This is a genomic window from Terriglobales bacterium, assembly GCA_035624455.1.
Lineage (GTDB): Bacteria > Acidobacteriota > Terriglobia > Terriglobales > Acidobacteriaceae > DASPRM01.
Map to the genome: position 1 here is coordinate 1 of DASPRM010000091.1, position 11948 is coordinate 11948.

Below are 11948 nucleotides of genomic sequence, written 5' to 3' on the forward strand. Positions count from 1 at the left end.
CCCATCTCAACCAGCATGGGTGGGGACCATAGAGAATCTTAGCGACCGCGCATGTGGTGTCCGGGTTTGGGCGCACGGCGTTCCGGACAGGGCGGTTTCTACCAGCCAAGGAGTGAAGCATGAGGCAATCACAACAGCCGCTTTCCGCAGGCCTGATCCGTGCGCTGATTCTGGGTACAGTGTTCGTCCTCGCAACCCACATCGCGCAATGTGAGCAGCCCGGAGTCAGCGACAAAGAGGTCAAGCTGGGTTCCTGCTCGGCTCTGGATGGACCAGCGCGCCAGCTCGGAATTCAGACCGTAGTCGGTGCAACAGCCTACCTGAACTACATCAACGCGCAGGGCGGTGTGCACGGACGCAAAGTCCAGTTGCTGGCTTTCGACGACGGTTACGACCCGGAGAAAACCACGCCGTGCTTCAAGCGCCTGGAGAAAGAAGGGGTGTTCGCCGCCGGATTTTTCGTCGGCACCCCCACAGCCGCCAAGTATGTGCCCATGGCTCAAGCCGACAAGGTGCCGGTCGTCGGCCTGTTCACCGGTGCACAGATTCTCTACGAGCCGGTGAAACATTACATTCTCAACGTTCGTGCCTCGTACTACGACGAAACCCACGAGCAGATTGAAAACCTATGGGACATCGGTGTGCACAAAGTGGGCGTGATTTATCAGGATGACGCCTTCGGCAAAGCCGTGCTGGACGGCGTAGAACTGGCGCTGGACAAGCATCACTCGAAGCCGGTGGCACTGGGCACATTTCCGCGCAACACTCTGAGCATTGACAGTGGCCTCACCAGGGTGCGCCTGGCACATCCGGAGGCTGTAATTCTGGTTGGACCGTACGCGCCAGTGGCCGAAATTGTGAAGCGCGCGCATGCCGAGGGCTGGCATCCGATATTCGTGTCTGTTTCTTTCGTGGGAACGGAAGCGTTCATCAAGGAAGCCGGAAAAGATGCTGAGGGTACAATCATCACGCAAGTGGTGCCTCCGGTTGACCGAATCGATCTGCCCACCGTCCAGCTCTATCGTCAGGCCTTGGAAAAATATTTTCCTAACAATCAGCCCAGTTTCGTCAGCCTGGAGGGCTTTTTGGATGCCATGGTCGTCGTAGAGGGCTTAAAGCGCGCCGGCCAGAATGTGACGCGCGACAAGTTTATCGAGGGGATAGAAAGCATTCACAATCAGGACATCGGCCTCGGTCCAAAGCTGAAGCTGAACTATGGTCCCGAGGACCACAAGGGGCTGGACAAGGTTTATTCCACCGTCGTGCGCGATGGGAAGGCAGTGGTCATCAACGACTGGAAGACCGCGACGCACGCTTCCGGGGCACCGTAAAACAGTCGCATGCGCGACCTCCTGAGCTCTCGGTTTACTAGAGTTCATTATTTCTCAGTCATCGCGTCTGGCTGCTGTGGGTGCGTGCCCCACTCAAGCGCTGCTTGGTGGGGTTTTTTCCACTCTGGCGCCTCGCTCGTTCCTAATTCTCCGCCTTCAGCAAGCTTTTCCGTGCATTCTGCCTCAAAATGGCTTACCCTTTCCCGCCGCGAAGTAACCCGATGTGCTCGGCCCTGCCAGGCTCCTGCGAGCGTTCGGATATGAGTCTGAGGGCACAGTGGGATCACAAGCGAATGGTGATTTCAATCACTGACATTCGTTTACCGTCACGAGAACAATGCGCGCACCCGCGTTCGATTCGGAGACGGAGTTCGTGGCTTCGCTTGCATGATTCTGGCTGACCCAGGCCCCGTTCGTGCCACTCATACTCCTTCCTTGCGGGCCCACCGCCTTTTCGTGGGTGGCATCGGTTGCTCTTCGCAGCGGGCCAGAAATTCTACGCTTCTAGTCTCGAAACACCCGTAAGCGAGCCACCGTGACTTCTTGAGAGGAGAGAAAACGTGAGGTTCAAGAACGTAGTTGTGCTTTTGTCCTTGCTTCTGCTGTTAGGAGCCCCCTTGTTTGGCGGTGGAAGCAGTCCATCTGACTCCTCCGCCAATGACAGCGCATTCGCCGCCAGCCCCGAGCCTGCGGCAGCGCCTGAACCAACCCCAGCCCCACCGCCGGTAGCCTCTGCAACCATGATGTATTCTCTGCTCGACCTCATGGTTACCAAAGGTGTCCTGACCTCGGCGGAGGTAGCCAACCTGAAAGCAGCACCTGCCAATCTGCAGATGTCGCAGATGCTGGCGCTCCTGAAATCAAAGGGATTGCTTTCCGACGCCGATCTTGCAGCCATGAATCATCCCACCAACGCTTTCACGGCCAGCTATGCCGCTCCGGTCGCAGCCAGCGGTTACTCCACTACCGCGAGTCCGGTGCTCGTAGCCGAAGCCGTAGCCCCAACCAGCAACATGGAGGCTGACAGCCAAGCTGCCAAGCCACCTGGGCCAACGGTGGTTTCAGCCATAGCTCCCGTCCGCGTCTTGCCTGTCGACGCACCCAAGCGTGAGGGCCTGGTGCCAGACCTCAAGATCGGACCGGTGCGCGTCAAGCCTTACGGATTCTTCAAGACTAGTGCGGTGTATGACAGCTCGCAGCCGCGCGGCGACGATTTCCCTCTGCCGCAATTCATATTTAACGGCAACGGTGACACTGGGCCTAATAAGTCGCCAGAGTTCCACATCAAGGCCCGCGCCACCCGCTTTGGCTCGAACTTCGAGTGGGTGGACATCTCGCCCAAGCTAACCATCACCGGACGCATCGAAGCCGACTTCGAAGGCAACTTCAGTGCCACGGATAACCGCAACATCTCTTCCATTCGTTCCAATGCTTTCCAATTGCGGCTGGCGTGGGGACGCCTGGACTATGCGGCCTCCGATAAGACCGATCTCTTCGCGGTCTTTGGACAGGATTGGACGCCCTTCGGCTCCAGCACCCTGCCCAACACGCTGGAAACCACCGGTGTGGGCATCGCCTTCGGCAGCTTGTATGAACGGAATCCACAAATCCGCGGCGGCTTCATCCGCAACTTGGGCGGCAGCCGCAATTCGAAATGGCTGACCGAGTTTGCCGTGGTCCTGCCGGCGTTTGGCAACGTGCCTTCGGCTAGCAACTTCCAGATTCCTGGATCGGGAACGGGTCTGGCAAACAATGTGGTCACCGTTACCGGCTGCGCGACACCGCCGTGCGGTACCGTGACCGTCCCACTGACCGCCAACACCGGCTCGGGATTGGCAGAGCAGTTGGGATACGGCGAACGCCAGGGCGCCGACTCTGCCCGCCCGGAAGTCGAGGCTCGTGCCGTTCTCCAGTTCCAATTGGATAAGGCTCCGGGTGTAGCGCCCGCTCAGCTGATCGTCAGCGGAGTTCAGGGCGAGCGCGTCGCCACGGTCCTAAAAGCTAATGTGCCCACTGCCGCGGCGCCTCTGCCTGCTAACTTCTTCCAGGCTGCCTTCCCCAGGGGCGTCCAGGCAAGCAGCGACCGCTACGGCATTTCCACGCAAGCGCAGTTGCCTACGCGTTGGGCCACCTTCCTTGCCAGCTATTACCGTGGCGCTGACCTGCGCTACTACTTCGCCAATCAGCTGTTTTCGTTCTACAACAACACCGCCGCTCAGGCTCTAACCAACACCGTGACCGTACCTTCGATTGACGGTTCGGCAGCGGTGGTGTTTGGCAATCACCTGGGCACTCCCACCGTGGCTGAACAGGAACCGATTCGCACCGCCGGCGGCTTCGCCGAAGTAGGGCTGCCGCTGTCGCGCTGGTTCAACGTCAATCCCTCGAGCCGTATGGCGGGATGGACCATGAACCTGCACTACGGCATCGACCAGGCAGTGGCTCGCGATGTCCGCAAAGCCGCTCCCGCCGGCGCCCGTCAGAAGAGTGATTGGACCTTCGGCAATGTTCAGTACAAGATGAACACCTGGGTGACGTTTGCTTTTGAAGAAGCGCTGTATCGCACGCGCTCGATCCCCAACGCCACCACCGGCTTGTTTACCGGCACGGTGTGGAAGGGCTTCCCGACGCGTGAGGCCAACGACGTCCGCTCCGAGTTCGCGACCATCTTTACCTTCTAGCAGTCGGCGGACCAAGGTAGCCTGGTGCCCCAGGTTCGCGCCGTGCAGTTCGGCGTTAACCTGGGCTCGAAGAAGAAACCTAAAGGTGCCCCACTCCAGCCCGCTTTTGGCTAGGGTGGGGCTTTTCGTCTCGAGCCACCGATCCTTTCAAAATCACGCTGAACTTGCGGAGGGAGCTTGCTGAGTACTGAATTGCTGAGTACTGAATTGCTGAGTGCTGACTGCTGAGTGTTGACTGCCGGCCCCCAGGCTACAACCCCAAATACGCCTCCCTGACCTTCTCATTACCCAGCAGCTCTTTCGAGGTTCCACTCATGGTGATGGCCCCGTTCTCAACCACGTAGCCGACATCGGACACACTCAGGCCATCGACCACATTCTGCTCAACAATCAAAACCGTCACACCACTCTGCCCGACCTCGCGAATCTTTTCGAAAACTTCCTCCACAATCTTGGGCGCCAGCCCCAGTGAAGGCTCGTCGAGCAGGAGCAGCTTGGGTTTCGACATCAAACCGCGCGCGATCGCCACCATCTGCTGTTCGCCGCCGGAGAGCGTTCCCGCCAGCTGGTTGCGTCGCTCCTTGAGCCGGGGAAACAGACTGAATTGCTCTTCCAGAAGATCCTTGATTTTCGGCCGCACCCGTCCAACATAACCCCCGAGAATCAGATTCTCCTCCACACTCATGTAGGGAAACAGCTGCCGCCCCTCGGGAACGTGGCTGATTCCGAGCTCCACGATCTCATGAGGAGGAATTCGGGCGAGTGAATGGCCTTCGAACTTCAGCTCACCATGCTTCAGCCGCACCAAGCCAGAGATCACGCGCAAAGTAGTCGTCTTGCCTGCACCGTTAGCGCCAATCAGCGTGACGATCTGCGCGGGATAGACTTTGAAGCTGATATTGAACAGCGCCTGAAAATCGCCATAGAACGCCCACACATCGTCGAGTTCGAGCAGTGGCTGGCTCACAGGCCCAGCTCCTTGTACTTCGGTCCCAGGTAGGCTTCGATGACCTGCGGCAGCCGCACTACCTCCTGCGGCTTGCCTTCGGCGATCAGCGTGCCATGGTCGAGCACCACCACGCGGTCGGCAGCCCGCATCACGACCTGCATGACATGTTCGACGCCGCCGATGGACGACACTCCCCACTCCGGCAGCCGTTTCAGCAGCGCGGCCAGGCGGAGCGCCTCAGCTGTGGGCAATCCGGCCACGACTTCGTCCAGCAGGATGAGTTTGGGTCGCGTAGCCAGTGCCCGTGCGATCTCCAGGCGCTTCAGCATGGGTAGCGGCATGCCGAGGGCGGGCAGAAACATGACGTGATCCATGCCCAAAAACTGCAGCACGTTCTTTGATTCCTCGGCGGCCCTCGCCAGGGAGGAGGTGTGCTGAAACGCGCCCAGCATCACATTCTCCAGCACCGTCAAGTTGCGCAGGGGCTTCACGATCTGGAACGTACGCCCAATCCCCAGCCTCGCCGCACGATCCGGCGTGAGGCGCGAGATCTCCTGCCCTTGGAAACGGATGGAACCGCTGTCAGGATGAATGACTCCGGTGATCAGGTTGAAAAGCGTGGTCTTGCCTGCCCCGTTGGGCCCGACGATGAATGCCGTTTCAGCCTCGCCGATCGAGAAGGAAACGTTGTTCACGGCCAGCAATCCGCCAAACCGTTTCGAAACGTTCGTGATTTCCAGCAACGCCATTTCGAATTCCTACTCCGCCGGCACTCTCTCCGCTTCCTCCTTGGCGCCAGGCAACGGGCTCGCGGTCAACGGTACCGTTGGAGCTCTCTCGAACAAGTGCAACTTACGTGTAAGCGTTCCCACGATTCCCTCCGGCAGGAACAACACCACCAGGATCACCAGCGCTCCGTAAATCAGCAGATGTGCTTCCTGAAAGATGTTCTTGAACAGTTCAGCCGCGGTCTCGAGGATTCCCGATCCTATGATTGGCCCCAGCGCCGTTCCCGCCCCACCCAGCATGGCCACGATCGCGATCTCGGTCGAGATCTCCATGGCGATGACCTGGTCAGGCACGATGTATAAAAACAGGCTGGCGTACAGTGCGCCTCCAACCGCTGTAATCGCGGCACTGATCAGCAGCGCCAGGAGCTTGTAGCGTGGAGTATTGATTCCCACCGATAAAGCCGTATCCTCGTCTTCCCGGATCGCCATCAGGTAGTATCCGAAGCGCGACCGCTCCGTCCAGATGATGATGCCGAAGGCGATCATCGTCAGCGCCACCGCTGCATAATAAAAAGACCGGATGGTAGAGGTGGTGAACAACAGCGGCACCTGTACGCCCACGTCTCCGCCGGTCACGTTGGGAAGATTCTTGACCACCAGGCGCACGACTTCCGCAAAGGCGATGGTACACAGCGCGAAGTAAGGCCCGCGCAGACGAAAGGAGACGCTGCCAATCACCGCCGCCGAAATGAGCGCCAACACGACCGCGATTACCAATGCCAGCCAGGGAGTTACGCCCAGCTTAGCGAACAGGGCCAGGCCATAGGCTCCCACGCCGAAGTAGGCGGCGTGTCCGAGCGACAGTTGACCGGTGTAGCCTCCTACGATGTTCCATGCCAATCCAAGCGCAGCAAAAAGAAAAACGCGAAACAACACCTGCATCGCGTAATCGGTGCGGATGATCAAGGGAAGGAACAGCGCCACCACAAAGATGCCAATCGCGATCAGGATCTGCCAGCGCTTCATACTCGCTGGCTCCCGAAAATTCCGTTCGGCTTCAGTGAAAGCACCAGGATGAAAATCACAAAATCCACCGCCAGGGCCCACTCGTTGCCCCAGTAGAGGCTGGTCAGGCTCTCCACCACTCCGAGCACTAATCCTGCGAGCGCCGCGCCCTGGATCGATCCCATGCCCCCAAGCACGACCATGACAAATGACTTCAAGCGGAACTGATTGCCAACTTCTGGAAACAGATAGAACACCGGCAGCAGCAGCCCGCCGGCAATGCCGGCGGCCGCGGCGCCAATTCCAAACGTCACGCCCTGCACACGATTGACATTGATGCCCATCAGTGGCGCCGAATAGCGATTCTGTGCAATCGCCCGCGCTGCCCGCCCGAACATGGTGTGCATCACGAAGAAATAAAGTGCGAAGGCCAAAAGCAATGCCAGCGCAAACGAAACCAGCCAGGGAGCGTTCAACGAGATCTGCGGACCTAGCCGCACATTCTTGCTGAGCAGCGCAATGTTGATTTGGTGATAGTCAGCGCCAAAAATGAGTTGTACGGCATCAATCAGCACCAGCGAGAGACCCATGGTGAGCAGGATCACCATGAAGTCTACCTGGCCACGGATGGGACGCAGCAGACCGGCATAGGTCAGCCAGCCAAAAAGAAACAGGAACACACCAGCGCCGATGAAGCCCAGATAAGGATTCATCCCGGCAGACTGGAAGAGTACATACGTCACGTACATGCCCAGCATGAGGAAGGCGCCGTGTGTAAAGTTGACGATGCGCATCACTCCGAAGATCAGCGCCATGCCCATGGCGATCAGGCCATACAGCGCACCTGTCAGAATGCCGTTGAGAATGGCCTGCAGCAATGCGAAGAAGTTCACGGCTCGTCTCCACCGGCGTCCAGAAACTTTCTATTGTTATCCTGAGCGAGGACAGGGAATAACCATCCCCGTCCGAGAAGGACCTGTTGTTTCTCCGCTGAATTACAACTAAACCTCGGGTCGCCGCCGTCCCCCTACCGCTTCGACCACTCCGGCGTGGGAATGATGGGTTTGGTCTCTGCTGCATCCGGCGGCCACACCACTTTGTACTGCCCACCCTGAACCTGTGTCACCAGCACCGGGTGCGCGTTCTGTCCCTTGGCATCGAATTTCACTGGACCAAAAGGCGTGTCCGACAGGTTCAAGTTCTTCAGCGCATCGCGAATCGCCTGTGGCTGCGCCGATTTCGCCGCATCGATTGCCGCCGCCGCCGTCAGCAACGCCGCATAAGCTTCCATGCCGTGATACGCCGGATGCGAGCCCACAAGCTGCACGTATTTCTGATCAAACTCCGCCGAGCCCTTCCACTTCGCCGAGGGCAGCCACTGCGACACCGAATATGTGTACTCGGCGTATTTGCCTGCGCCTTTGTCCTGCGTGGGGAACTCCGCCGCAGCAAATCCCGTTCCCGCCGACGTGTAGTACTTCGGGTTCAGGCTCACCTGCTCCGCCTGGCGCATCAGCGTGCTGGCATCGAGCAAATAGGACGCAAAGTAGATGACGTCCGGTTGTTTCGCCTTCACGCGCTGTAGCAGTGACTTGTAATCGGGCGAGCTTGCCTGATACGCCTCTTCATCCAGCAGCTTGATCCAGTCCGCCTTTTCCACTGTTGACTTCATCGACTTGTCATTGGACTGCCCGAAATTCGTGTTCTCATAAACAATGGCCAGCGTCTTGGGCGCGCCGTTCTTCTGCAGGAAATCCAGCGTCGAGCGGGCAAACGAACCCGATCCGGCACAGATGCGGAAGATCCACGGCGAGCCCGTTTCCATTACGTTGTCCGCTACGGCCGTAGGAATGATCAGCGGCACATTCTTCTGCGTGACCACAGGCAGAATGGCGCGCGTGCTCTCACTCGAGTAAGCGCCCAGGATCACGGGCACGTGGTCCTGGTCCACCACCTTGGACACGCCTTGCACCGCCTGGTCGGGCTTACTCTGATCGTCGTAGTAATCCAGTTCCACCTGCTTGCCCAATATCCCGCCTTTGTCGTTGATCTCCTTCAATGCGATCGTGTAGCCATTTTTGTGCGCCTGACCAAAAGCCGCATTGCTGCCTGTCAATGAAGTGATCACGCCGATGCGGATCGTGTTTCCAGATTCCGTCCGGCCTCCGCCCTTGCATCCGGCGAAGAGGAGAATGCTCCCGAGTGCCAGCCCAAGGCATCCACGAATGGTGCGGTTCATGACTGCGCCTCCTCAATCAGCCCGCGTGATAAGCGCGGCGCATTGTAGTAATTGCTGATCGCCGCCGACAAGTGCCACCATGGATGATAATCAGCACGTGGAAACGGACGTCCCCCGTCCGTTCAGGTCGAGGCGCGACCTCGACAGATGTGTGCCAGGACCCAGGGCCGCGCGAATCGACCTGCGGCGACCTTCGGATGATTGGTCGACCACGTCAATCGACGCTGTGATTAGGGTCACTTCCAGGCGTGATTGGCGCACGGAGAGAATTAACTCACATAGGAACGTCGGGTAGGCCCACCCTCCCGCCCGCTCTTGGCGGAGGGTGGGATCACGCGTCCTATCCCTCCAGACTCGAGCGCAGCCTCGACATAAACTTCCCAAAGCCTCATGCCATATATTAAAGAGGCTCACCATGCTCGGCATTGCTGCCATCATGCTCCTTCTCTCCATCCTTCCGCCTCAAGACACTGCGAACGAATCCCTGGCCCTGGTCGGAGGGACCATCTACGCCAGTCCCACAGAAGAGCCCATACGCGACGGTGTAGTGCTCATCCAGGGAGAGAAGATTGCCGCGGTGGGCAGTAAAGCGGCGATGCCGATCCCCAAAGATGCTCGAGTAATCGATTGCTCAGGGCTCACGGTTACGGCAGGGTTCTGGAACAGTCACGTGCACTTCTTCGAAAGAAAGTGGGCGAATGTGGCGGAAATTCCTGCGCCCGAGCTCAAACGCCAACTCGAAGACATGCTCACGCGTTATGGGTTCACCAGCGTGTTCGACCTGGGGTCGATGTGGGAGAACACGCGCCGCGTCCGCAACCGCATCGAGTCAGGCGAAGTGCCGGGCCCGCGAATTCGCTCCACCGGAGAAGCCCTGGTTGCGCCGCACGCGGTTCCCTCAGACACAATCATCCGGATTCTCGGTTACATGACCTTTCCCGCTCCTGAGATCACCGACGCAGCTCAGGCTGGGGGAGCGGCGAGAAAGCTTCTCAATGAAGGTGTGGACGGAATCAAGGTGCACCTGCAGCCGCCTCCACCACCTAACCCGCCGTTTCCCGAGAGCGCAATTGCGGCCGCCGTAAACGAAGCCCATCTTGCCGGCAAGCCCGCCTTTGTTCATCCCAACAGCGGCGCGGATATTGTTACCGCGGTGCGCACTGGAGTGGACGTCATCGGGCACACCACTCCCCGCTCCGGCCCATGGGACGAAACCGTTCTGTCGGCGATGAAGGAACACCGAGTTGCTCTCACTCCCACACTTACGCTGTGGAAATACTTCGCGCGCCATGATCGCTTATCGACGCAGGAGCAATTGGTCAATACCGCGGTGGGCCAGTTGCGGGCCTGGGCTTCCTCGGGCGGGACAGTGCTTTTCGGCACCGATCTCGGTGCCGTCGGCTACGATCCCAGCGAGGAGTACGTATTGATGTCTCAGGCAGGAATGAGCTTTCGCCAGATTCTTGCATCCCTGACCACTGCACCTACCGAGCGCTTCGGAGATTCAAAACGCCTGGGACGAGTGGCCCCGGAGTTCCAGGCAGATCTGGTCGTTTTCAGGGGCGATCCATCTGCCGATATCCAAGCGCTGGCTGCAGTCGAGTACACAATGCGGGCGGGAAGGATTATCTATCGGGCGGGCCATTGAGTTTACAAAATGGAGCTCTTTCATTGCGTGCGAGCGCAGCCCGCCAGGGGCCTGCAATGGATTTCTGCAGTTTCGAGTCTTTACTGATTGCTGATTACTGAATGCCGATTGCTTGTTTTCCACCCCTTGACAACCCCTCCCTGGCGTATCAGAATCTCATTCCTGTAGGCGAATAAAAAGCGAAAGATAGGTAGCCGTCGCTTACCAGCCCTGTGCGTCGGCTGCTTCCTTTCCTCTCCAACCGATTCGCCCTTCCGAGGTTTGCCTATGAGCGCGGGCATCGCCGTCTCCATTTCCGAATATGTTCCTGACGAATACTGCCAGCTCCAGGAAGATATCGAGCCTGCCACTGTAATAACAAAGAAGCCGGCTCGCCGCCCTCAGCCCGTCGATTTTGAATCGGCGAATCCGCTGGCCACCCCCGGCGTAACTCCGGCCTCCCGAATGGAAATCCGCCCTCAGCCGGTGCTGGTTCCTTTCGGGATCTCCGCGCTCGACCGCCTCACAGGCGGTATTCCTCGCGGCGCTCTAACGGAAATTATTGGCCACGCCTCCAGCGGCCGCACCTCCCTCCTGCTTTCCTTGCTGGCCGCAATGACCCAGCGGCAGGAAGTCTGCGCCGTGGTCGATGTGAGCGACAATTTTGATCCTGCCTCCGCCCAGACAGCAGGATTGGATCTGCCGCGCCTGCTTTGGGTACGTTGCCGGAGCCATGTGTGGCGCGGACACTCTTGTCCGCGTGTTTCAGCGGGTTCTGAATCACACTCGGAGAAAATACTTACCCGCAATCGTTCTCGGCTGCACACCAAGCCCGAATTCCGCGCCCTCGACCAGGCATTGAAAGCCACCGATCTGTTATTACAAAGCGGCGGATTCGGCCTGATTGTTATGGATCTGGGCAGCGTTCCCGCGGAAATGGCGCGCCGCATTCCGCTGACCTCGTGGTTCCGTTTCCGCCGCGCGGTGGAGAAGACACCCACCATCCTGCTGGCCATCGAACGGGAATCCTGCGCCAAAACTTGTGCTTCACTGGTGTTGCATCTCGCGGCGCGGCATTCGGCTGCTAGCACGCAGCCCGAGCAGTCCTCAGAAACTGCGCATTCAGGACAATTGAATCCCAGCGAACCACCCTCGCATGGAACTCTGCTGCGCGGCTTGGAAATCAAAGCGGAAGTCTTGCGCGCACCCGATCTCAGCTTTCAACGCAAACCGGTGCGCTCCGTGCGCACGGAATTTGAATCCAGGACACCATGGACCATCGCCGGCTAGCTATTTGTTGCATTTGTCATCTTGAGCGAGGATCGGGCATACCAGTCCCGATCCGAGTCGAAAGACCTTGCGTTTATTTGTCATCACGAGACCGC

9 protein-coding genes are annotated in these 11948 nt (G+C 58.7%); 4 read left to right on the forward strand and 5 right to left on the reverse strand.

The annotated features are described in order from the left end of the window. Window positions 1-119 precede the first annotated feature (119 nt). Together VEG30_09615 and VEG30_09620 are read left to right on the forward strand one after the other, a co-directional pair. Complete coding sequence (locus tag VEG30_09615; GenBank protein HXZ80175.1) at window positions 120-1331, forward strand: ABC transporter substrate-binding protein; 1212 nt, start codon at window positions 120-122, stop codon at window positions 1329-1331. Between the two features lie 560 nt (window positions 1332-1891). Continuing rightward, window positions 1892-4012: a hypothetical protein gene (locus tag VEG30_09620; protein ID HXZ80176.1), complete on the forward strand. Its 2121-nt coding sequence runs from the start codon at window positions 1892-1894 to the stop codon at window positions 4010-4012. Window positions 4013-4262: 250 nt separating this feature from the next. Here VEG30_09620 and VEG30_09625 read toward each other — a convergent pair whose 3' ends face one another. From VEG30_09625 to VEG30_09645, 5 genes are all read right to left on the reverse strand, one after another. Continuing rightward, window positions 4263-4979, reverse strand: a complete 717-nt coding sequence (locus tag VEG30_09625; protein ID HXZ80177.1) for an ABC transporter ATP-binding protein — start codon at window positions 4977-4979, stop codon at window positions 4263-4265. Then, entirely contained in the window at window positions 4976-5710 is a 735-nt protein-coding gene (locus VEG30_09630) for an ABC transporter ATP-binding protein (protein ID HXZ80178.1), read from the reverse strand. The genes VEG30_09625 and VEG30_09630 overlap by 4 nt, the downstream gene beginning before the upstream one ends. A 9-nt stretch (window positions 5711-5719) precedes the next feature. Further along, window positions 5720-6718, reverse strand: coding sequence for a branched-chain amino acid ABC transporter permease (locus tag VEG30_09635; GenBank protein HXZ80179.1), 999 nt, complete (start codon window positions 6716-6718; stop codon window positions 5720-5722). Continuing rightward, on the reverse strand, window positions 6715-7590 hold the full coding sequence (locus tag VEG30_09640; protein HXZ80180.1) for a branched-chain amino acid ABC transporter permease: 876 nt from the start codon (window positions 7588-7590) through the stop codon (window positions 6715-6717). Before VEG30_09640 ends, VEG30_09635 begins: the two co-directional genes overlap by 4 nt. A 134-nt stretch (window positions 7591-7724) precedes the next feature. Next, complete coding sequence (locus VEG30_09645) at window positions 7725-8936, reverse strand: ABC transporter substrate-binding protein (protein HXZ80181.1); 1212 nt, start codon at window positions 8934-8936, stop codon at window positions 7725-7727. Between the two features lie 415 nt (window positions 8937-9351). Between VEG30_09645 and VEG30_09650 the strand changes: the two genes are divergently transcribed. Both VEG30_09650 and VEG30_09655 read left to right on the forward strand, forming a co-directional pair. Next, window positions 9352-10584, forward strand: a complete 1233-nt coding sequence (locus VEG30_09650) for an amidohydrolase family protein (protein ID HXZ80182.1) — start codon at window positions 9352-9354, stop codon at window positions 10582-10584. A 267-nt stretch (window positions 10585-10851) separates the two neighbouring features. Then, window positions 10852-11853 (forward strand): hypothetical protein, encoded by a 1002-nt coding sequence (locus VEG30_09655; protein ID HXZ80183.1) that lies wholly within the window; start codon window positions 10852-10854, stop codon window positions 11851-11853. Window positions 11854-11948 lie beyond the last annotated feature (95 nt).

Excerpts from the sequence above, each read along its gene's own strand:
- VEG30_09615 (HXZ80175.1), top strand. The coding sequence starts at position 120 with ATGAGGCAATCACAACAGCCGCTTTCCGCAGGCCTGATCCGTGCGCTG.
- VEG30_09635 (HXZ80179.1), bottom strand. The coding sequence starts at position 6,718 with ATGAAGCGCTGGCAGATCCTGATCGCGATTGGCATCTTTGTGGTGGCG.
- VEG30_09655 (HXZ80183.1), top strand. The coding sequence starts at position 10,852 with ATGAGCGCGGGCATCGCCGTCTCCATTTCCGAATATGTTCCTGACGAA.
- VEG30_09650 (HXZ80182.1), top strand. The coding sequence starts at position 9,352 with ATGCTCGGCATTGCTGCCATCATGCTCCTTCTCTCCATCCTTCCGCCT.
- VEG30_09645 (HXZ80181.1), bottom strand. The coding sequence starts at position 8,936 with ATGAACCGCACCATTCGTGGATGCCTTGGGCTGGCACTCGGGAGCATT.
- VEG30_09630 (HXZ80178.1), bottom strand. The coding sequence starts at position 5,710 with ATGGCGTTGCTGGAAATCACGAACGTTTCGAAACGGTTTGGCGGATTG.